19 protein-coding genes, 1 tRNA gene and 1 pseudogene are annotated in these 20,676 nt (G+C 38.9%); 7 read left to right on the top strand and 14 right to left on the bottom strand.

Annotation, left to right across the window (positions count from 1 at the left end; all coding sequences use genetic code 11):
• Positions 1-128 precede the first annotated feature (128 nt).
• From AAOP42_RS04040 to AAOP42_RS04080, 9 genes are all read right to left on the bottom strand, one after another.
• On the bottom strand, positions 129-293 hold the full coding sequence (locus tag AAOP42_RS04040; RefSeq protein ID WP_349527178.1) for a hypothetical protein: 165 nt from the start codon (positions 291-293) through the stop codon (positions 129-131).
• 1 nt (position 294) lies between these two features.
• Positions 295-816 (bottom strand): hypothetical protein, encoded by a 522-nt coding sequence (locus AAOP42_RS04045; RefSeq protein ID WP_349527179.1) that lies wholly within the window; start codon positions 814-816, stop codon positions 295-297.
• 253 nt (positions 817-1,069) lie between these two features.
• Positions 1,070-1,831, bottom strand: coding sequence for a hypothetical protein (locus AAOP42_RS04050; protein ID WP_349527180.1), 762 nt, complete (start codon positions 1,829-1,831; stop codon positions 1,070-1,072).
• A gap of 152 nt (positions 1,832-1,983) precedes the next feature.
• The gene (locus tag AAOP42_RS04055) at positions 1,984-3,561 is read right to left on the bottom strand and encodes a M81 family metallopeptidase (protein ID WP_349527181.1); all 1,578 of its coding nucleotides are present in this window, start codon (positions 3,559-3,561) and stop codon (positions 1,984-1,986) included.
• Between the two features lie 99 nt (positions 3,562-3,660).
• Positions 3,661-5,214, bottom strand: coding sequence for a bacillithiol biosynthesis cysteine-adding enzyme BshC (gene bshC, locus AAOP42_RS04060; RefSeq protein WP_349527182.1), 1,554 nt, complete (start codon positions 5,212-5,214; stop codon positions 3,661-3,663).
• A gap of 143 nt (positions 5,215-5,357) precedes the next feature.
• Positions 5,358-6,671 (bottom strand): 30S ribosomal protein S12 methylthiotransferase RimO, encoded by a 1,314-nt coding sequence (rimO, locus tag AAOP42_RS04065; RefSeq protein WP_349527183.1) that lies wholly within the window; start codon positions 6,669-6,671, stop codon positions 5,358-5,360.
• 95 nt (positions 6,672-6,766) lie between these two features.
• Complete coding sequence (locus AAOP42_RS04070) at positions 6,767-9,364, bottom strand: TonB-dependent receptor plug domain-containing protein (protein ID WP_349527184.1); 2,598 nt, start codon at positions 9,362-9,364, stop codon at positions 6,767-6,769.
• A gap of 14 nt (positions 9,365-9,378) precedes the next feature.
• On the bottom strand, positions 9,379-10,278 hold the full coding sequence (locus AAOP42_RS04075; RefSeq protein WP_349527185.1) for a FecR family protein: 900 nt from the start codon (positions 10,276-10,278) through the stop codon (positions 9,379-9,381).
• 56 nt (positions 10,279-10,334) lie between these two features.
• Positions 10,335-10,859 carry an RNA polymerase sigma factor gene (locus AAOP42_RS04080; protein ID WP_349527186.1) on the bottom strand — a complete coding sequence of 175 codons (525 nt, stop codon included), beginning with the start codon at positions 10,857-10,859 and terminating at the stop codon, positions 10,335-10,337.
• A 258-nt stretch (positions 10,860-11,117) separates the two neighbouring features.
• Between AAOP42_RS04080 and AAOP42_RS04085 the strand changes: the two genes are divergently transcribed.
• The 5 genes from AAOP42_RS04085 to AAOP42_RS04105 all read left to right on the top strand — a co-directional run bounded on the left by AAOP42_RS04085 (position 11,118) and on the right by AAOP42_RS04105 (position 15,535).
• Positions 11,118-11,897, top strand: a complete 780-nt coding sequence (locus tag AAOP42_RS04085; RefSeq protein WP_349527187.1) for a YHYH protein — start codon at positions 11,118-11,120, stop codon at positions 11,895-11,897.
• Positions 11,898-11,904: 7 nt separating this feature from the next.
• Positions 11,905-12,552, top strand: a complete 648-nt coding sequence (locus AAOP42_RS04090) for a toxin-antitoxin system YwqK family antitoxin (RefSeq protein WP_349527188.1) — start codon at positions 11,905-11,907, stop codon at positions 12,550-12,552.
• The gene (locus tag AAOP42_RS04095) at positions 12,549-13,193 is read left to right on the top strand and encodes an SCO family protein (RefSeq protein WP_349527189.1); all 645 of its coding nucleotides are present in this window, start codon (positions 12,549-12,551) and stop codon (positions 13,191-13,193) included. Before AAOP42_RS04090 ends, AAOP42_RS04095 begins: the two co-directional genes overlap by 4 nt.
• A 433-nt stretch (positions 13,194-13,626) precedes the next feature.
• On the top strand, positions 13,627-14,229 hold the full coding sequence (locus AAOP42_RS04100) for an alpha-ketoglutarate-dependent dioxygenase AlkB family protein (protein ID WP_349527190.1): 603 nt from the start codon (positions 13,627-13,629) through the stop codon (positions 14,227-14,229).
• 178 nt (positions 14,230-14,407) lie between these two features.
• Positions 14,408-15,535 (top strand): glycoside hydrolase family protein, encoded by a 1,128-nt coding sequence (locus AAOP42_RS04105; RefSeq protein WP_349527191.1) that lies wholly within the window; start codon positions 14,408-14,410, stop codon positions 15,533-15,535.
• Positions 15,536-15,603: 68 nt separating this feature from the next.
• Here AAOP42_RS04105 and AAOP42_RS04110 read toward each other — a convergent pair.
• From AAOP42_RS04110 to aroQ, 5 genes and pseudogenes are all read right to left on the bottom strand, one after another.
• Positions 15,604-15,680 (bottom strand) — tRNA-Arg (locus tag AAOP42_RS04110).
• 54 nt (positions 15,681-15,734) lie between these two features.
• A pseudogene (locus AAOP42_RS04115) lies at positions 15,735-15,926 on the bottom strand (GIY-YIG nuclease family protein); the annotation flags it as partial.
• A 72-nt stretch (positions 15,927-15,998) separates the two neighbouring features.
• Complete coding sequence (locus AAOP42_RS04120; RefSeq protein WP_349527192.1) at positions 15,999-16,265, bottom strand: GIY-YIG nuclease family protein; 267 nt, start codon at positions 16,263-16,265, stop codon at positions 15,999-16,001.
• Between the two features lie 113 nt (positions 16,266-16,378).
• Entirely contained in the window at positions 16,379-17,590 is a 1,212-nt protein-coding gene (gene sucC / locus AAOP42_RS04125) for an ADP-forming succinate--CoA ligase subunit beta (RefSeq protein ID WP_349527193.1), read from the bottom strand.
• Between the two features lie 208 nt (positions 17,591-17,798).
• Positions 17,799-18,221 carry a type II 3-dehydroquinate dehydratase gene (gene aroQ, locus AAOP42_RS04130; protein WP_349527194.1) on the bottom strand — a complete coding sequence of 141 codons (423 nt, stop codon included), beginning with the start codon at positions 18,219-18,221 and terminating at the stop codon, positions 17,799-17,801.
• Positions 18,222-18,574: 353 nt separating this feature from the next.
• Between aroQ and xerD the strand changes: the two genes are divergently transcribed.
• Both xerD and AAOP42_RS04140 read left to right on the top strand, forming a co-directional pair.
• A complete protein-coding gene (xerD, locus tag AAOP42_RS04135; protein ID WP_349527228.1) occupies positions 18,575-19,474 on the top strand; it encodes a site-specific tyrosine recombinase XerD in 900 nt (299 codons plus the stop codon).
• A gap of 109 nt (positions 19,475-19,583) precedes the next feature.
• Positions 19,584-20,624, top strand: coding sequence for a quinone-dependent dihydroorotate dehydrogenase (locus AAOP42_RS04140; protein ID WP_349527195.1), 1,041 nt, complete (start codon positions 19,584-19,586; stop codon positions 20,622-20,624).
• Positions 20,625-20,676 lie beyond the last annotated feature (52 nt).

The following is a 20,676-nucleotide window of genomic DNA, read 5'->3' on the forward strand; positions in this document are numbered from 1 at the left end:
AAAGACCTACTTAAATCTACAGGTCAACCAAATCCACAGACCGAAAAACCCATAAGACTATCTGCCAAATACCAACTACGGTTCGTTCAACACTACATTCATGCTTGGCCTATCGGCCGCACGAATGCTTAGTTATTGGCGGCTGGCTTTTTTTTCTTTTTTGATGAAAGAGTCTTTTTCAATTGCGCTTTTCTTTTAGCAATAAATTCGCTTAACTCGTTTCTTTCTTTGTCTGTTAGTGGAGGACTTTGAATTACAAAATCAACTCCCTTTGGTGTTGCAATATGTCCCATATTAAATTGTTTTAAAATATTTTGTCACTAAAAATTTAGCTGCTCTTGTGTCAATTATCATTCTTTGATTCTTAAAATGATAAGCTCCTAATGCTTCTTCATAATGAGAAATTAAGTTCGATTTTGCTGTAAATGCTACAAAACCATCAAATCCTTTTTGGAATGATACCTTACAAGCATAGGCAACCAAATTTCCTGCTACGCCTTCATATAGTTTTTGTTTACCAATGTTAAACGGAGCGTTTTCCAATAAATTCATGAAAACATGATCTTTTTCAATTGTAATACTTAAAAGACCTTGAACAATTTCAGAATTGTTGGAAATATGAAGTTTATATACCTCTTTAGTTAGGTCTTCAAATTCTGATTTCCAATCAAAATTCCAACCAGTTTTCTTCGAAATATACTTTAAATCAGACTTTTTTAATGTTGCGACATCAGTCTGAAAACTATCTCCAGAAATTGTGTTAAGAATCGAATCGGTTAACCTATCAACTATGAACGCTTGTTCATTTTTTTCCATTCTACTAAGGTAAATAAATAGAAGGATTTTTACGATTCGATTTTTTGCTTGCCGCAAACCTTTAGCTTACCCTTATATTATTATTTTAAGATATAAAGGCCTAAATTTTAATAGTAAAAGAAAGCAAACCGGAACTACCCGCTAACCAAGACCGATTTCTAAATTTATATTTTACTTGGCGGACTTGCTAGAATCAGATGAACTTTCGGATTGCAGATCATCCCTATGTTTATTTATCTTTTTTTGGCGGTATTTATTTTTCAGTCTTTTTAATTTGGTTCAATAAAGGCAACCTTTTATAAGTTTCTTTAATCAGAGAAACGAAAGATTTGTCACTAATTCTCTCATCATTTTTCAGTTGTAAAACACCTACGATTCCGACAATTAGTATTCCCCCAATTAGGACTATAGGGAATAGGTACCACTCAACGGTATTCGATAATACTCCTAAACCACTTATTACAACTATTGTTGCTATCAGGTAAAATGAACCGGATAACCATGGATTGTTTTTTTTCATTTCAGGTTTCTTTTTACCAATATAATCTTCAAGTCGTTCAGCAATATTTTCAACGTCAAGTAGATTTACAGCCATATCTCTTGTATCGCAATAAACACTTTCAACTTTACGAAAATCATCATTCTCATAATCTTTGTTGTCATATTGTTGATGCCAAATTTTCCCTATGGCAATATTATTTTCTTGAGCAACAGTTGAAATTTTTCTTAATCGTTTTAAGTGGTTTTGTTGTACCTCATTTTGCAGGTCATTTTCCATATCTGTTAATTCGGAAATGACAGTATTAAAATGTGTCATTGCATAGGCTACAATATTTCTGAAATCAAAGGGTACGGAGTTTGCCCAATATCCATTCTTGGTAAGAATATCGATATTTTGTTGTATTTTATTTTTAAAAGCAGCCGCATTCTGTCGCTCTTTCTTTAAATCTCCCAAAATATCTTCAAACGACTGATGATTATAGTCGGTCATTCCTGCTAATAGTCCTTTTGCCATTCTGCCAACATTTGAGTATCACTCACTGTACGTGATATATACACTATACTTTTCTTAAATCTAATGATTTTTTATTCTTTCATATTTCAACTATTATTGATGAGGGGCTGAATACCCCATAAATCAAAATTGAAAAAACCAGAACAAATCCATTATATATCATCAGACGACCGCATCAACCTGGCCTTAAGGTTCGGGGTTTCCATGTCTTTGTCAAAAGGAAACATTGGCCGGATGATTCTTTGATGGTTCAGCCGTTCCAGATCCTGATCTACTCCTCCGGGTGTCAGTGCCATAATCCAGTCAGCCCTCATGTCGTACAACTCAGGCACCAAATAGCCAATCTTCACTACTACTATATCAGTATCTCTCGGGTTCAGTCCCAGCCTGGTAAAATCCTTTTCTTTATGGTAAGGCTTGCGCTTTTTCGTCACGATCACATGCACACTGCCTACTTTCACCACTACTTCCGTTTCGGCATGCATGTCTCCATGCTCTATGGACAGCACCGTTCCTGATAGTCGTACAGGAGGAGCAAACCTATCGTCAATGGCTGCACCTACCAATTCATTTACTTTTCCTCCTACGCCTGCTGCTATCGCCTGCTCTACCAGTTTTGGTCCCGGTATAGAAGCATAAATAAGTGACGGGCCACTTGCTGATTTAAATTCAGGACGAGCCAGTATTTCTTTCAATGTCCAGGTGACATCACCAGCCCCTCCTGCTGTAGGGTTGTCCCCCATATCACTGATCATGAAAGGTTTCTTTTCACTGACTACTGCTTTATCGAGAATCTCGTGCAATGTACCCGTTGGTGCTACAAACACAAATTCCGACCTCACATCCCAAAAACTTCTGGCCAAATCTTCGGCAGCACTGGTTACTTTTTCCTTGTCGTCACCTGTCACCATCACCACGGCATGATTACGGGGTTCGTCAGCCCAGGCATATCCCACCCATATCGCTGCATCTATTATTCCATCCGGAACGGTAGCAGGAGCTACTTTGGCATACAGGCTCTTTCCCGGCTCTATTCTCGTACTGGTTTTTTCACCAGGCAACAATACAGGCACTGGTATCCAGGCCTTGTAAGCAGGTTTTCCTTTGCCCGATTCTAATCTCGACAACAGATTGTCCACTGCCCGTTTTTTTGATTCCAAAGCATCCTCATGAGGTGCCATTCTGTAGCATGTGATCAGGTCAGTGTTTTCTGCCAGCCGCTGTGAGACATTGCCATGCAAATCCATAGAAGTAGAAATAACGGTTTTCTTCCCTACTACTTCACGCACTCTGACGATAAAATCACCTTCAGGATCATCCATGCCTACCACGCTCATAGCTCCATGAATGTCAAAAAAGAGTCCGTCGTAAGGAAGATTTTTTTTCAACATCTCCAGCGTCTTGCCTACCAGAGATTCATACGCTTCTCTGGTCACCACTCCTCCCGGGAGCGCATGAGCTCTCAAAGTTGGAAGCCAGTTGGCTCTTGATCTGTTTAATGAATCAGGAGATAAAAACGGATAAAAATCGAAAATCTCGTCACCGATTTTGGCATGGAAGGCTTCTTCATGGGTAAGTGCCGGAGAAAATGTACTCGACTCTATGGCAAGCCCTGCAATGGCTATTCTTGGTAATTCTTTTGATGCTGCTTTATTGTCAGTCTTTTGACTACACCCTGTGACAATAAGGAAAAGCGAGACAAAAACTATACTGATATTTATTCTATTCATGGCAATGACTTTTTGTGGTGGACTTACTATTGTACAAATAAGTCATTTTTTAAAAAGTAAGCAAAGTTTTACTCCTAAACTTCAGCGCATCAAAATCAATTATTCCTCCATTAGGATATTGAACCGATAATCGAAAGGGTCAAAAGAAGCCAGAAGTTGGGTAATGAAGTTTTCATTATTCAAATAAAAATTGAGGAAATTGTCGTGCCTTTCCTGCAGGCCTCCATTGGGAAATAATTTCTCTTTCAGTCCGGTAATCTGATTGAGTACAATTTCATGTTTTTGTTCTTCAGCTTTTTGCAATCGTTTTTCGATGATATCAAGGCTTTTTTGTGCTTTACTGTATTCAGCTCCTACAAACCCTGTCAATGAACCATCCACTTCTTTGGCTTTTTCTGCCAATCCATCAAACAAGGCTTTGAGTTTTTTACTTTCATTGCCCAGGTCAATGTCTATGTTGCTGTGCTCATCCAGGTAATTTTCCTTCAGTTGTTTTCCATCGTAGAATATCTCTTCGTTAGAGAGTCCGATTTTTTCTATCTTTTTGATTGAAGGTTTGTTGATGTACAATGCAAAATTTCGAGGCATCAAAATCGGAAAAGCAGTATTATAATGGTCAAATACTGCTTTCAATTGCATCCAATAAACAACCTCTGCAGGCCCGCCAACATAAGCCAAATTTGGCAATATCACTTCCTGATACAGTGGCCGCATCACCACATTGGGGCTAAATTTTTCCGGCTCATTTGCAATCAGTAATTTTATTTCTTCCAATGAAAATGACAGGTTGGTATTCAGCACTTTCCATGTAGTGCCTTCCTTAACTATTCGCTCACGAATATCTCCATCAAGGTAAAAAAAGTTGATAGTTCGCGGAAATACCTGTGCGCTATAACCCATGGAAGTAAGCCTGGAGCTGGTTTCCTCTACCAGGTCATTGGCATGGTGGTTGATCAAATCATCTTCGATCACATGGGTAAATTCTGCTTTGAGTCGCCTGTCATCAGCATCCAGCGCAATTACACCTTCCGTACCAAACAATTCATTGATATAATACCGTACGGCCTCTGCTAGTGAATTATGGTTTTTATACGCTTTTTCAAAGACCTCCGCCTTTTCCGGAAGCTGTTCCAAGACTTTTGACAAACCATCGGTTTTAAACCTACCCACCGCTCCTTTTTGATCACATTCCCAAGTATGTTTTTTTCCAAACAAATGGAAGTAACAGATTTCATCAAAATCATGATCTTCAGATGCCATCCAATATACAGGAACAAAGTTTTTATCGGGATACTTTTCTTTGAGGACTTTACAAGCATTGATCACAGTCACAATCTTGTAAATAAAATACAATGGCCCTGTGAAAATATTGAGCTGATGTCCGGTAGTAACTGTATAAGTGTTGTCCAACAACAGGCTATCAATATTTGCCCGCACTGCCGGGTGTATATCGACATATTGGTCTAATAATGTATCGTGCAAAATCTGCCTTTTGTCAGCAGAAAAATCTTTTTGCTCAATCTGATTTTGAAATCTTTCGGGTTCCGGTCTATTGCCGTAGTATGAACTAAGTTCTTTGGTGTTGGATAAATAATCTAAAAAGAATGGTGAAAACGAATTGGTTTTCGAAAGGTCAATTTTTTCTACCTTCATCAGCAGCAAATGGTCTTTTGGTGAATGAGTTTTAACATAGGCTTTACATACGAGAGAAAATAGTTTTAGATGTGTGAATCATAAAAAGATCATCAGTACATACAAGGCAAAAATGTCAGGCAAAATTTATTAGATACCTGAGGTTACTTCACAGGCTCTCCATACAAATCAAATGCCTCCGAACCTGTTATTTCCACATTTACAAAATCACCAATGCGCAAATAATTTTCTTTCGCATCAATCAACACTTCATTATCTACCTCCGGAGAATCAAACTCGGTTCTTCCAAAAAAGTAATCTCCTTCTTTTCTGTCAATCAGTACTTTTTGTATCGTGCTAATTTTCTCGTCATTCAATTCCATAGAAATTCCTTCCTGAAGTTCCATGACAGCTTCCAATCGCTCTTGCTTTACTTCCTCCGGAACATCGTCTTCAAACGAATGAGAGTGTGTGTCTTCCTCATGAGAATAAGTAAATACTCCCAGTCGGTCGAAACGTGTTTCTTCAATGAAATCAAGCATTTGCTCAAAGTCTTCTTCTGTTTCTCCGGGATGCCCGGCAATCATCGTAGTACGCAAAGCAATTCCCGGTACTTTGTCTCTTATTTTAGAGATAAGGTCAGTTGTTTTCTCTCTGGTTGTTCCCCTACGCATCATTTGAAGCATTTTGGTAGAACCATGCTGCAATGGTATATCCAGGTATTTGCAGATGTTTGGACGGTCGTTCATAATGTCCAAAACATCCTCGGGAAAACCAGTAGGAAAAGCGTAATGCAACCTGATCCACTCGATTCCTTCTACTTCAGACAATCGCTCCAGCAACTCTGCCAAATTTCTTTTTTTGTACAAATCCAGACCATAATAGGTAGAATCCTGTGCAATCAGCAACAGCTCTTTCGTCCCTTTTTTGGCCAAGTTGGTGGCTTGCAACACCAATTCTTCAATCGGTCTTGAGATGTGCTTGCCACGCATGAGCGGGATGGCACAAAAAGAACAGGGTCTGTCACAACCCTCGGATATTTTCAGGTATGAATAATGGGCCGTTGTAGTCGTAATCCGCTCTCCAATCAACTCATGTTTGTAATCTGCTTTGAAGCGAGCCAGCAATTGTTTCAGATCAGTAGTACCAAAATAGTCGTCCACATTAGGAATTTCTTTGGCTAAATCATCTTTGTAGCGGTGTGAAAGGCATCCTGTCACATAGACCTTTTTGATTAGCCCCGCTTCCTTAGCTTCGGCATATTTCAAGATGGTCTCAATAGACTCCTGCTTGGCATTTTCAATAAATCCACAGGTATTGATGATCACAATATTTGAATCATTTTTAGCCGACTCATGCTCTACATCTATCTGGTTGCCTCTCAGCTGGGTAAGGATTACCTCTGAATCCACCAGATTTTTGGCACAACCGAGGGTAACTATATTTACTTTGTCTTTGGTTCTTTCTTTTGTCTTCAATTCACCGCTTGCTTTATGAAGGTGCAAAAATCGGGTATTTGAGCCAGAAAGTTGAATTTTACTACATCTTTATCTTTTGATAACAAAAATGGACTTTAAAACTCCACACCCACCATCAAATTAGGAGCAAATCCAAGGGCATAGCGATCCCTGAACCCCTTCTGTCCACGAAAAACACGATCTGTAAGGTTTTTTTGGTCAAAAGCATTGATCAATGAGAAACCAAAAGTTGCCTCCCATTTCCGTCTATCGCTACGGGGTATTTTATAAGAAGCAGAAATATTCAACAGATATACATTGGGGTATCTTTCGGGCAGGTCCGCAAATGGATCGGATGAAGGAGGATTACCATTTGGAGGCATACCACCAGAACCACCACCTGGAGGACCACTACCGGGAGGAGGATTTGTGTCATTACTGTTTGCCACTATCTGAGCGTAAATGATGTCAAGCGATTGGGCATTTAAACCTGAAGAGTAGTTCCAGGCAGCTGAGAATTTGAAATGTCCTGTTTTTAAAGCACCCCCTATATACCATACCTGCGGTTGTACATATTTTGATTTATAAGTCACTTGATCGGTTGTATCCAGTTTGATCTCAGAATTGCTCAATGAATAACCTACCCACATAGATGCGTCATCACTCATTTGCCGCTTGAGCATAATATCAATGCCATAATTCTTTTGATCCATAGTAGATGTTCTTCTGGATTGCTCTAACATTCGTGTTTCAAACACGGTAATGTTGTTGACTGTTTTATAGTATGCTTCAACATCCATTATCCACCTGTCTTCGTTGATTACATAGCCCGCCATGGATTGAGTCCCTTCTATGATGTTGCCACCTTTGCCATCTGCGAGCAACCAAAGCTCATTGTCAAACCCTCCAGCACCATACTCAAGGTTTCTTGCCTGACTGAGGTACTGATTATACATACCGGTGGAGGCTTTGAGCGTCAACCAATTGTTCGCATCGTAGTTTACCAATAGTCTCGGGGCAATTTTGAAATTGTTGAGCTTACTGTAGTATGTACTTCGGAAACCGAGTTGAGCATACCACTTCTCAGAACCTTGGTATTCTATGTTAGCATAAGGGGAAACGGAATGTGAGCTTGCCGGACCTTTGAAAGTAAATACATTTTTACCTTCTGCGGAACTGGTAAAAAAATCTGTTAAGACTTTTTGCCACTTATAATCAATCCCGAATTGATAGGAAAACATGTCCGGTGAACTTTTTGAAAATTCCTGTTTCAGGTTGATATCTTTAAGGTCATTGATAGCATGGTAGTTCGAAAAATTCGCCGCAACACGCCATGTAGTATAGTTGAATTCATAGTCAGAGAAGGTTGCTGAAAAAGATGATGCCCAGTTGTTCTGCATTACTGATCTCCAGTCGAAGTTAAACCCCAGGTTCTTAAATTGATTTGAATGAAGCTCTGCTGGTAAATCGACTGGGGGAATGGGAGAATATTGCACTTCTGTGTTGGTATAGATAGAGGAAAACGACAACCGATTTTTTTCGTTTGCCTGAAAAATGAGTTTGCCGCTATAATCTTCAAACAATGCAGCAATGTCTGTTAAGATATTGCCTTGATCGTCTCTTACTCCTGTAGCTGCAAACACAGAATGTGAAATCGCATTCAACTTTGGAGACTGAAACTGTCTGGGATACGACCTACGTACTCCAATGGACAGGCCAACCCGGCTATTTACCAAAGGAACTTTTACATACCCCGATCCATATAAGGTATTAGCAGCAGCTCCCACTACAGGTTTCAATGCTGGATTTTCGTCAGAATTTATTATTATGGCACCACCCACCCTGTCGCCCAGCCTGGGATGAAATCCACTGCGGTAAACCTGTACATTATCCACTATTTTAGGATTGTAAGGAGAAATAGTACCATAATAGTGTCCACGGTGATAAACCGGAATGTTGTCAAAAAGAATCAGGGTCTGATCTGTTTCGCTTCCCCGGATGAAGAGGTTTCCGGCTCTTCCATCTGGTGTAGTAACACCAGGTAATGCAGTAATGGCCGCAAAGATATCTCCGTCTGTTTCGCCAGGTAGCAGTGGCAAATCCCTAACGGCAATGTCCACACTTTGATTGGCCGGATTTAGGTTAATGCCTTTTGTCAGGTATTCTTCAACCGTAACCTCAGAAAGCTGAAGCACCAATGGACTCAATATTAGCGATAATGCTTTATTGTTTAGAAGTTCACTAAAGAAAATGACTTTTCGTTTGTAGCCCAGGTTAAAAACTTCTAAAGTATCTGTGGATATTGGTTTATAAAGAAATGACCAACCTGATCCCATCTGTTTTGTTTTAATGGGTTGACCATTGACCAAAACAAAGATTCCCAGTTCCGGTGGAATAAGCTGGTTGTCAATCGAGTCTCTGATCGTTATGAAATACTTTGACTCTGCTATACGTATGGTGTAGTGTTTTTCATCCACCGCTTCTATCTCAATCGGCAATAACTCTTCGACTTTTCGAATGAAACCATCCAGATCAGAAGTGCCGAAAGTATGATCATTGGTGATCATACCAACAATTTCGGAATCAAAGGAAAAGTTAATTCCTTCCTCAGCTTGATAATGGTTAATGGCCTGTGCAAAAGAGACAGACGAATTAGGTTGGGCATAAACGGAAAACATAAACAGACAAACTGCTATACAAAAGAAAAATCTCATAAGCTGGTAATAGATTATTCAGTTAAATATAATTTGTTTCCCTTTAGTTCATAAGATATTTCGAATGGATTAAACACAATTTGCAGTGCAACATCTAGTTTGTCATTTGGATAAGACCCGGTAAACCTTCTTTTCAGAGAAATCGAACCCAAAAAGATTTCTATATTATATAATTTTTCCAGGCTTTTGATGACTTGGATTAATGGAGCTTTTTCAAACTTAGTTTCACTCTTTAACCAGGAAGGTGAAGAATCTCCGATATTTATTCGGTCTTCCCATTCTCCTTCGTAATATAAATAGGCCTCACCACCTTCTACTATAACCGATCGGTTATCATTTGCAGTAGTCTTTACTGAACCTTCATAGCAAACCACATTCAGGCCTTCCTCAAACTCATCTACTTCAAATGTGGTTCCCAGTACTTCTACTTTACCGTTTCCGGTTTTTACTTCAAACGGGCTTCCCGACCTTACTACAAAAAGGGCTTTTCCTTTGAGGATCAGGTTTCGTTTATTGACTGACCAATCGCCTTCATGCCAGGATACTTCTGAGTCAGGTGCGAGGGTTATTTTTGATGTTCCATCCGGTAAAAGAATTTCTTTAGTTTGCGCAGTACTGGTAGAGTAAGTAGTAATGTCCGGGGATATCGACAGCCATAGCATAGTGGAAACCACCAATAATACCGATGCAGCAACAGACATGGTTATCCAGGGGTTGATAAACCTTCTTTTTATTTTTTTTGGTTGACTGGTAACATCTTTTGGATTGAAAACCACTGAATCATTGTCCGGAACCCATCGCTCTACTTCTTCAATAATTTGTTTGTATTTGAGCATATCATGAGCCGGGATGGTTTTTTTCAACTCATCCTCACTTAGTTCCCCGTTAAGCCATTTTAAAAGTTGCTCATTCACTTGGTTATTGTTTTCTTGTCTCTGAATATGAAACGGTTAGCTGGCAAAAAACCCTACTAAATTTTCAACCCGTTCAGTTCGTCCAGGTTCGCTTTGAGTGTTTTTAGCGAATTGGAAATGTGTTTTTCAACAGTTTTTATTGACAGATTCAATTCTTTTGCTATTTCTTTGTTTTTAATTTTATCAATTCTACTCATTAAAAACACGACTCTTTGCTTTTCAGGAAGATTAGAAACAGCTTCTTCCAAACGTATTTTAAACTCTTCTTGCCTGTATAAAAATTCCGGATTATTTTCCTGTTGGCTTTCTGAGACTCCAGATCTGATCTGAAATTTAAGAGCTACTTTTTGGTGGTCAGTATCATCTAAAAAAAGCCTGTTGGCAATGGTAAAAAGATAGCTTTTTACTTTGTCCAACGACACCTTACTACAATTGTCCCAGAGTCGAACAAAAGCTTCTTGGGTGTAGTCTTTGGCTTTTTCCAGATCACCCAGTTTGTAATACAAGAAATTGCGAAGGGTCACAACATGACTACTGTGCACATCGTTGAATACCTGTTCCTCACATACTGATTTATCCATTTATTCAGGTGATAATCCCAGTCAAAGGTATCATATAATGATTTTGTAAAATATTTCCCGGCAGGGTTTTTTCACATCTTTTCGTTTTACCAATATATCAATAACAAAACGTCGTTCCATCAGTGCTCTCATGGTTACGATTTTAGGTGATAAAGTGAGACTCGAAAGGGTCTTGCTTTTTTTAAATTGTGTAGTAGGGTTTTTATAAACTACTCCGTTTTATCAATAATAGGTAAAAAGCATCTTAAAGAAATGAATATGAAATTAACAAAAAGCGCAATCAAGCTAAAAGTGATTTTTGGAATGTTGTTGTTAGTGGTTTTCACTACCAACTGCGGTGAGGAGGAGTCATCGGATATGGATGACCTTGATGAAACAGGTACTGTCGATATTAGTGTGGTAGCAGAGAAATTTTACAATACTTCTGCTGTTTCAGTAGCTGTGAGTGATAACTGGGTAACTATTACGACAAAAGACTTGCCGGATCACAAAAGCATGTATTATTCTCCGAATGACCCACTTTATGAAGGGTATGACGAACCCAATAATCCTGATTTCAAGAAAAATCCGGGTTCTGTCGGCACGCAAAATATAATTGCTAAAATCCCAAGGTTTCCCAAAGAGGCAAGTACTAAATCTTCACCAGGACTAGGACCAATGGGTGTCTCAATCAATAGTGTCGTGTTTTTTAATCAACAGGCCGGGCCTGGAGATGATATTTTCGAAGAAGTAAACACATTTGACCAATATGAAGGCCATCCGGCAGGAGATCAATATCACTATCATGTAGAGCCTGTCTGGTTGACTGAAACAAAGGGTAGTGATGCGTTCTTAGGGTTTCTACTGGATGGATTTCCAGTCTATGGCCCAATGGAAAATGGCAGTGAATTGACCAATAATGATTTGGATGATTATCATGGCCACACATCCGTGACAACTGATTTTCCCGACGGTATTTACCATTATCACATTACAGAAGAATACCCCTGGATTAATGGAGATGCTTTTTACGGTTCTCCGGGAACGGTTACTCAATAATAGACCCATGGTTCAAAAAAGAAAAATACTGAATCTGATTCTAAACTGTGTTGCAATTGCGGCATTAGCAAGTTGTGATCTTGCTTCTGGAAAAGAGATTGCAACGAAAAATTACAACATTGAAATTCCATTAATTGAAATCTCAGAAAATGACTCTCTACTCACCATCAACCGAAATGGGATTTTTTTGAAGGAGGGTATCCCATATTCCGGATATTTGGTCTCTTATAGTCCTGATGGAAATTTGGAATCCCGTAAAGGATATCTGAATGGGAGATTAGAAGGAAATTGGACAACCTATTTTTCAAATGGAAAGGTAGAAACTATCCGTTCTTATCGCAATGGCGAAAAACACGGAAACCACTATGGATTTTATGAAAATGGTCAGATGAAATTCAGCTATCATTTTGAAAATGGCTTTAGTCAGGGGACTCATAAAACATGGTATGCTAATGGTCAATTATCTACCGAAATGAACTACAAGGACGGGTATGAATTGGGAGCTCAGAAAGTATGGAGACCTGATGGAAAATTGCGATCTAATTACGTTGTGAGAGAAAATGGAAGACGATATGGCATGCTTGGCCTAAAGCGTTGTGCAAAAATAGATAGTGAAAGTGGCGATATAGACAAATACAAAGGCAGTTTGAAATGAGAATTCAAGGGGTCATACTGACAATCGTAATTGGTAGCATAGCTATAGCATGCAAAGAAAACAGAAGTAAGGAAATAGAATTGCCCTTCTATAATGAAGCAACCTTTACTCCGGAATGGATAAATGCAGAGGATGAAAAGTACAAAAGTATTCATGCCATTCCAGATTTTGAATTTGTAAACCAAAATGGGGATACCATTTCGAATAATACATTTCAGGATAAAATATATGTAACAAATTTTTTCTTTACCCTTTGTCCAAATGTATGTCCCAGGATGACTGATAACCTGACCATAGTTCAGAAAGCGTTCAACAAAGATGACAGGGTAAAAATATTATCCCACACTGTAATGCCTTGGGCAGACTCAGTTGCCAGATTGGCTGAATATGCTGCCCTGCATGAAATCAACAGCGATCAGTGGCATCTGGTGACGGGTGATCAAAAGGACATCTACAAAATTGCAAGAGAGTCTTACTTTGCCGATGAGGGATTTGGGAAGACCGTTACATCAGATGAAGATTTTCTGCATACCGAAAATATTATTTTGATAGATCAAAAAAGAAGAATCCGGGGAATTTACAACGGAACTATTCGGTTGGATATGAAACGAATGATAGACGATATATATACGTTGCTTTAAGAGATTGAAGATTCCATAGCTGGTAATTAAATCGGGGCTCGCTTTTTTTGAGTCCTGATTTTTCCTTCTGTTGCTCTTTTACAAGCTTCATATTAGATGCAGCAATAAGAATCCCTGGATTTGATACCCTGAATTCAGAAAAAACTGCTTGTTTATCTATACAGTCCAGTCGAGCAATAAAGTTTATTACCCATCGAAGAGGGCAGGATACATTATAATGATTTAATAAAACTTAATTTTACCTCTCAAAGGTAAAATGATTATAGCTTCCACCCGTGTTTGCTACACTCAATTGAATTCGTGCTTTTGTCATCAATTCATTATTTGCTCTATGAAGTTGCTCAAGTCTGGTATTTGAGATAAAATGCAGAAGTATGGTAAATAAATATTGAATTCAACTGTTTTGGTAATTTTACCTGAAAAAATCATAAACATGGATTTGTTTAATACAAACCCCACTTCTAATCTGCTGCCATACGATGGGGAAGTGATTTATTACGGACAGATAATAACTACACAAAAGGCGATACACTATTTTGAGCAATTATATGAGGCAATTGAATGGAGAAACGATGAGGCTGTCATATTCGGAAAACATATTGTAACCAATCGAAAAGTTGCCTGGTATGGCGAAAAACCATTCGAATACACCTATTCTAATACGACCAAATTCGCATTGCCCTGGAACGAAGTATTATTGGAATTGAAAAAAATCACAGAAGAAATTTCGAGAGAAACCTTCAATTCGTGTTTACTCAATTTATACCATGATGGTAATGAAGGCATGGCATGGCACAGCGATGGAGAAAAAGATTTGAAAAAAAATGGAGCTATTGCTTCACTGAGTTTTGGTGCAGATAGAACATTTTCATTTAAGCATAAAATCACAAAGCATCGTATTCCCATATTCCTTGAAAAAGGTAGTTTACTAGTGATGAAAGGAACTACCCAAACCCACTGGTTGCACCGGCTTCCTCCCTCAAAAAAAGTAAAAACACCCCGCATCAATTTGACTTTCAGAACAATCGTGGAGTGAAAATAAAAATTTATACAGAAGGATCGGGCAAAATTTCCGGATGATTATACCTTAATTATTTTATAGGGTAGTCTTTCCAACATTTTGAACCTTAAAACTTCCTTGATTTTTGGTTTGAAGTTTGTATAGACATTCAAATTCTGAAGCCTAATTTTTTAAAAGATCAAATTAACATCAAATGAAATTAACAAACCTAATGACACTATTGCTTGCACTGGTTGTGTCTTTGCCATTGCTTGCTGAGAAAGAGAAGCCTAAGGACAAAAATTACGAGAAAGTTTACAAAGACAAAAATTTCTATTTTTCAGGGTGGGGAAATCCTAAATCCGGAACAGAAGAAGAACAAATAAAGCGGATGCAGCAATGGGCTGATGCCGGAATCACCGATCTGTTGCCAGGTGCGGGAGTCGAAAGATTAAAAGAACTGATCAAATACGGTAATTCTACAGGGATCAGAATTCATGCCTGGCACTGGATGATGAACGTAGGTGGTAGCAAAGAGTGTAAGGAACATCCTGAGTGGTACTCTGTCAACAGGCTGGGACAAAGCTGTAGGGATTTCCATCCCTATGTTGGTTACTACAATTTTCTAAGCCCTTTTTCAGAGGGAGCCCGTGAATACATCAAGAGAGGAGTGAGGGAGAAGGCGCAAATAGAAGGGTTAGCTTCCGTACATTTCGATTACATAAGATTTGTCGATGTGATCCTTGGAGCCAATTTGCAAAAAAAGTACAAGCACAATGGAAGCGAATTGATTCAGGACAGGTTGCTGGCTGAATATGATTTTGGATATCATCCAGTGGCCAGAGAGCAGTACAAAGAAAAATTTGGTGTTGATCCTATGGATATGGCAGATGTTGTGGAAAATCCGGCCTGGCAGCAGTTTCGGATGAATGCCATCTCATCACTGGTAGAAGAATGTGTGCAAATATGCCATGAAGAGGGAACAGCTGCTTCAGCTGCAGTTTTTCCTTTTCCACAACTTGCACGCGAATATGTAAGGCAGGATTGGGGACACTGGAACCTGGATTACTTTTTTCCAATGGTGTATAAAAAAGACCATGAAGGAAACATGGGATGGGTTGGTTTTGCTACAAAGGAAGGTGTGCGAGACATGAATCCGGGACAGCTACTTTTCACAGGCGTATTAGTAGGTCACTACAAGGACAATATGGCGGATTTTGAAGAAGCAATCGTCCAGGCGCATGATAACGGAGCAAAAGGAATTACCTTCTTTACTGTCGGTTCACTGACTGATGAGCACCTTGCGATTATCAAAAGGTACGACGAGAAGTATAATAAGTAACGGATAGATCAGAAAATCCAATTGTATAAAAAATACCTCAAGGATTTCTTGAGGTATTTTTATTTAAGTGGTGCACGCGGAAGGATTCGAACCCTCAACCCCCAGAGCCGAAATCTGGTATTCTATCCAGTTGAACTACGCATGCATTTTGAATGTTGATAGTGTTTTTTAAAAACTCCCTACCAACACCTGATTTGAGATAACGTTCTCTGTTGACAACCTCTTCTCTTGTTTCAAAAGCTTCAAAGTAAACCAATTCTAATGGTTTGTAAGCTTTAGTTGATCTATTTTTTCCTGCATTATGTTGTTTCAGACGTTCTTTTATGTTTTTAGTTTGACCTATGTAATGCCAGTTTTTAATTGTACTTCTTAGGACATATACGTAAAACATAATCAATTTTAATGAACCCTCAACCCCCAGAGCCGAAATCTGGTATTCCCAGCCTGCCGGCTGGCAGGTATCCTATAGTTGAACTACGCATGCATTTTGAATGTTGATAGTGTTTTTTAAAAACTCCCTACCAACACCTGATTTGAGATAACGTTCTCTATTGACAACTTCTTCTCTTGTTTTAAAAGCTTCAAAGTAAACCAATTCAAGTGGTTTGTAAGCTTTAGTTGATCTATTTTTTCCTGCATTGTGTTGTTTCAGACGTTCTTTTATGTTTTTAGTTTGACCTGTGTAATGCCAATTTTTAATTGTACTCCTTAGAACATAAACATAAAACATAATCAATTTTAATGAACCCTCAACCCCCAGAGCCGAAATCTGGTATTCCCAGCCTGCCGGCTGGCAGGTATCCAGTTGAACTACGCATGCATTTTGAATGTCAAGATTCCTTGTTACCCTATCAATTCTGCTACTTTATTGGCAGCATCTTTCAATACGATAGCAGAGTAAACTTTCAATCCGGATTCTTCTATGATTTTAGCACCTTCTTCAGCATTAGTGCCTTGAAGCCTCACTATAATCGGAATGCTGATCTCTCCAATATTTTTGTATGCCTCAACCACTCCGCTAGCCACTCTGTCACATCTTACAATACCACCAAATATATTGATGAGTATGGCTTTGACATTAGGATCTTTCATGATGATTCTGAAACCAGCTTCAACAGTTTTGGCATTTGCCGCTCCTCCTACGTCGAGGAAGTTAGCCGGTTCACCACCTGATAACTTGATAATGTCCATAGTAGCCATTGCAAGGCCAGCACCGTTTACCATACAGCCAACGTTTCCATCTAGCTTTACATAGTTCAGGCCGGATTCAGCTGCTTCTACTTCAGCAGGGTCTTCTTCAGACAAATCTCTCAATTCCTGAAGGTCTTTGTGTCTGAATAGCGCATTGTCATCAAGATTTACCTTGGCATCTACTGCAATTATCTTATCGTCCGATGTTTTCAATACAGGGTTGATCTCAAACATTGAGGAATCTGTACCTAAATAAGCTTTGTACAAGGCAAAAATAAATTTCACCATGTTTTTGAATGCTTCTCCTTCCAAACCTAAGGCAAATGCTACTTTTCTTGCCTGAAATCCCTGAAGACCAACACTAGGATCAATCCATTCTTTTACTATTTTCTCGGGTGTTTCTTCTGCTACTGTTTCTATGTCCATACCACCTTCAGTAGAAGCCATGATCACATTACACCCCTTTGCCCTGTCAAGTAAAATACTTAGATAAAATTCTTTCGGCTCTGATGCTCCAGGGTAATAAACATCCTGAGCAATCAGTACTTTATTCACGACTTTTCCTTCAGGACCAGTTTGGTGTGTCACCAACGTGCCTTTCAGAATTTTCTCAGCTTTTTCAGGTACTTCGTCCAGGCTTTTTGCCAACACTACTCCATTAGAACCTGTTTCATTCACCTTCCCTTTTCCCCTGCCTCCTGCATGTATTTGTGCTTTGATCACAAACCACTCAGTTCCAGTTTCTTGTTTTAGCTGTTTGGCAGCTTCTGCTGCTTTGGCCGGATTGTCCGCTACTATTCCTTCCTGAATTGCAACTCCATATCCTTTTAGTATTTCCTTTGCCTGATATTCGTGAATGTTCATTTTTTTAGAAATTATCCTACTTTGTGCATCTTAAAAAAGGCCTGTCCGGCTGTTGTTTTGCAATAACCCAAAGAAGGCAGGTTTATCTTTTTAAATTTTGTGCGAAGCTAAAGCATTCAACTTGTATTATCAAGAGTAAATTATTGCAGTTTCCAATTTAAAAACCAAAGTAAAATTTTCTCAGAAAAAAACCTCAGTCCACAAGTGTCTATTTTGCTTCCGTCAGATGTGCAATTGCCAGTTTGTAACTGTTCAACCCAAACCCTGATATAATGCCTATACTAACGGAACTGATGAAACTATGGTGTCGAAATTTTTCTCTGGTGAAAATATTTGAAATATGTACCTCGATTACAGGGCTTGTAATAGCTTTAATGGCATCCGCAATGGCAACAGAAGTATGTGTAAATGCTCCTGCATTGAGTACAATCCCGTCATAATCGAAACCAACTTCCTGCATTTTATCAATGATTGCACCTTCATGATTGGACTGAAAGTATTCAAGGTTTATGGCTGGAAACTCTTTTTTTAATTTTTTGAAGTAAGATCCGAAATCATTGCTGCCATAAATTTCAGGTTCACGCTTACCAAGTAAGTTCAGGTTTGGTCCGTTAAGAATTAATATCTTCATCACAATCGTTAAGTGTGTAAATTGCTTTTACTTTGAATAAAGTTAGGCTCAAATTTATTCACATTTGAATAATTAATTGATTTTGAACCATCAATTTGTGATAACCTTAAAGGATTCAAGTTTTAGAGTGTATTAAAAGTAGTCACTAATCAGGGCAAACGCATTTAAAAATTCTTGCTGTCCCCAGACTCCTGCCTCGGCAGGCAAGTGTTCTGGGGTCTGTTAGAATTGACTGTAATTTCAATGGATACCGTAACTGGTACGGTAAGGAGGTTTTTGTTTTTAAATGCGTTTGCCCTGAGTCACTAATGTATTATTTTCATAAAATTGGTAGAAACCCGATTGAACAAAGTATGTCCTGGGATTTACAAATCAAACAATACAAATCATACCTTCAATTTGAAAGGTCGCTTGCTGGTAACTCGGTAGAAGGATACGTGCAAGATGTGAAAAAATTACAACAGCATCTGGAGTTGTTGGGGTCTGATAAGGGACCTCTGGAAGTACAGGATACTGATATTCGCAATTTGATTGAATATATCAGTGAATTGGGAATGTCGGTACATTCTCAGGCTAGAATCATTTCTGGCATAAAATCTTTTTATAAGTATCTACTGTATGAAGGAGATATCAAAAAGGATCCTTCGGAATTGATAGAGGGTCCGAAACTTGGACGCAAATTGCCGGACACATTAAATTTTCTGGAGATAGAAGAACTATTGGGGGCTATAGATTTGTCAAAGCCTGAAGGACAAAGAAACCGAGCCATGTTGGAGACTCTCTACAGCTCCGGTTTGAGGGTTTCGGAGTTGACAGGGTTGAAGCTGAACAATATCCTCGAAGACGTTGGCTTTTTGAGGGTAACGGGAAAGGGCAGCAAAGAAAGATTGGTGCCAATTGGCAGTCATGCACTCAAGCACATTAATTTATATGTTGACCACTTCAGATGCCATTTGGACATTAAGCCGGGCAATGAATCTTATGTTTTTTTGAACCGACGAGGGGCTAAGTTGACAAGAGTGATGATTTTTACCATCATAAAAAATCTTACATTGGCAATCGGAATGAAAAAGTCTGTAAGTCCACATACCTTCCGGCATTCTTTTGCAACGCACCTGATAGAAGGCGGAGCTGATCTTCGCGCAGTACAGGAGATGCTCGGACACGAGTCAATTACTACTACTGAAATTTACACCCACCTCGATAGGGATTACTTAAAGCAGGTTATTAGAGATTTTCATCCCAGAAGTTGAAGCCTCTTTGGGTAAACGCAAATACCATAACGTTTTGAAAATTGATCTGCTTTATAATTCGATATGCTCAAAAGTTTGAGATAGTTTTGTCAGCAGAAAATTTACTGGTATGTACAAAAGTGTTATTCGTCCTTTTCTGTTTTTAATGGCTCCAGAGCAAGCCCATAACTTCACTTTTTCGATATTGAAGATGGTAAAGGCAGTACCCGGTTTGCGTCAGTTAATTCAGCTATTTTCAGACTATCAGCACCCTTCACTCGAAAGAGAACTTTTTGGATTGAAAATTAAAAATCCTGTTGGATTGGCTGCCGGTTTGGATAAAAATGCAGAAGCCATTGACGTGATGTCCTCTTTCGGATTTGGATTTATAGAAATAGGCACGGTTACACCCAAGCCTCAGGGCGGCAATCCAAAACCAAGAATGTTTCGCCTTCCCAAGGATAAGTCACTCATCAATAGAATGGGATTTAACAATGACGGTGTGGTGACAATCAAGAACCGTTTGACCAAAAGAAAATCCAAGGTTTTAGTGGGTGGAAATATTGGGAAAAACAAACTAACTCCTAATGAAAATGCAATTGACGATTATTTGATTTGTTTCAATGAGCTGTTTGATCAGGTAGATTATTTTGTGGTAAATGTCAGCTCTCCCAATACTCCCGGACTGAGGGAGTTGCAAGAAAAGGAGCCGTTAATGAAACTGCTACAAACGTTGATGGATGAAAATAACAAGAAGCACAATCCTAAACCAATTCTGCTGAAAATAGCTCCGGACTTAACCAATGAGCAATTGGATGATATAGTTGAGATCGTAAACGAAACTAAAATATCGGGCGTTATCGCTACCAACACAACCATTGATCGCAATAATTTATTGACCGATAAGCAGACAGTTGAAGATATAGGCAATGGTGGTTTGAGTGGAGCTGTATTGGCTAAAAGATCCACCGATGTTATTCGCTATTTGAGTGAAAGATCTAATGGAAAAATTCCTCTTATTGGTGTAGGTGGAATAGCTTCAGCAGAGGATGTCATTGAGAAGTTGGAAGCCGGAGCTAGCTTGGTTCAGGTGTATTCAGGTCTTATTTACGAAGGGCCTGGTTTAGTGAAGAAAATCAACAAGAAACTGGTTCAGAAATACAGAAACTGAATTCCGGTTTTCTAATCTGTCTAATCACTAAATTATTGCCTTTGTTTTATTT

The sequence above is a fragment of the Reichenbachiella sp. MALMAid0571 genome, from assembly GCF_040151475.1.
GTDB lineage: Bacteria > Bacteroidota > Bacteroidia > Cytophagales > Cyclobacteriaceae > CAXBNB01.

Excerpts from the sequence above, each read along its gene's own strand:
- sucC (WP_349527193.1), bottom strand. The coding sequence starts at position 17,590 with ATGAACATTCACGAATATCAGGCAAAGGAAATACTAAAAGGATATGGA.
- AAOP42_RS04095 (WP_349527189.1), top strand. The coding sequence starts at position 12,549 with ATGAGAATTCAAGGGGTCATACTGACAATCGTAATTGGTAGCATAGCT.
- AAOP42_RS04120 (WP_349527192.1), bottom strand. The coding sequence starts at position 16,265 with ATGTTTTATGTTTATGTTCTAAGGAGTACAATTAAAAATTGGCATTAC.
- bshC (WP_349527182.1), bottom strand. The coding sequence starts at position 5,214 with ATGAAGGTAGAAAAAATTGACCTTTCGAAAACCAATTCGTTTTCACCA.
- AAOP42_RS04090 (WP_349527188.1), top strand. The coding sequence starts at position 11,905 with ATGGTTCAAAAAAGAAAAATACTGAATCTGATTCTAAACTGTGTTGCA.
- AAOP42_RS04045 (WP_349527179.1), bottom strand. The coding sequence starts at position 816 with ATGGAAAAAAATGAACAAGCGTTCATAGTTGATAGGTTAACCGATTCG.
- AAOP42_RS04080 (WP_349527186.1), bottom strand. The coding sequence starts at position 10,859 with ATGGATAAATCAGTATGTGAGGAACAGGTATTCAACGATGTGCACAGT.
- AAOP42_RS04040 (WP_349527178.1), bottom strand. The coding sequence starts at position 293 with ATGGGACATATTGCAACACCAAAGGGAGTTGATTTTGTAATTCAAAGT.
- AAOP42_RS04085 (WP_349527187.1), top strand. The coding sequence starts at position 11,118 with ATGAAATTAACAAAAAGCGCAATCAAGCTAAAAGTGATTTTTGGAATG.
- AAOP42_RS04050 (WP_349527180.1), bottom strand. The coding sequence starts at position 1,831 with ATGGCAAAAGGACTATTAGCAGGAATGACCGACTATAATCATCAGTCG.
- AAOP42_RS04055 (WP_349527181.1), bottom strand. The coding sequence starts at position 3,561 with ATGAATAGAATAAATATCAGTATAGTTTTTGTCTCGCTTTTCCTTATT.
- xerD (WP_349527228.1), top strand. The coding sequence starts at position 18,575 with ATGTCCTGGGATTTACAAATCAAACAATACAAATCATACCTTCAATTT.
- AAOP42_RS04070 (WP_349527184.1), bottom strand. The coding sequence starts at position 9,364 with ATGAGATTTTTCTTTTGTATAGCAGTTTGTCTGTTTATGTTTTCCGTT.
- AAOP42_RS04100 (WP_349527190.1), top strand. The coding sequence starts at position 13,627 with ATGGATTTGTTTAATACAAACCCCACTTCTAATCTGCTGCCATACGAT.
- AAOP42_RS04105 (WP_349527191.1), top strand. The coding sequence starts at position 14,408 with ATGAAATTAACAAACCTAATGACACTATTGCTTGCACTGGTTGTGTCT.
- AAOP42_RS04140 (WP_349527195.1), top strand. The coding sequence starts at position 19,584 with ATGTACAAAAGTGTTATTCGTCCTTTTCTGTTTTTAATGGCTCCAGAG.
- aroQ (WP_349527194.1), bottom strand. The coding sequence starts at position 18,221 with ATGAAGATATTAATTCTTAACGGACCAAACCTGAACTTACTTGGTAAG.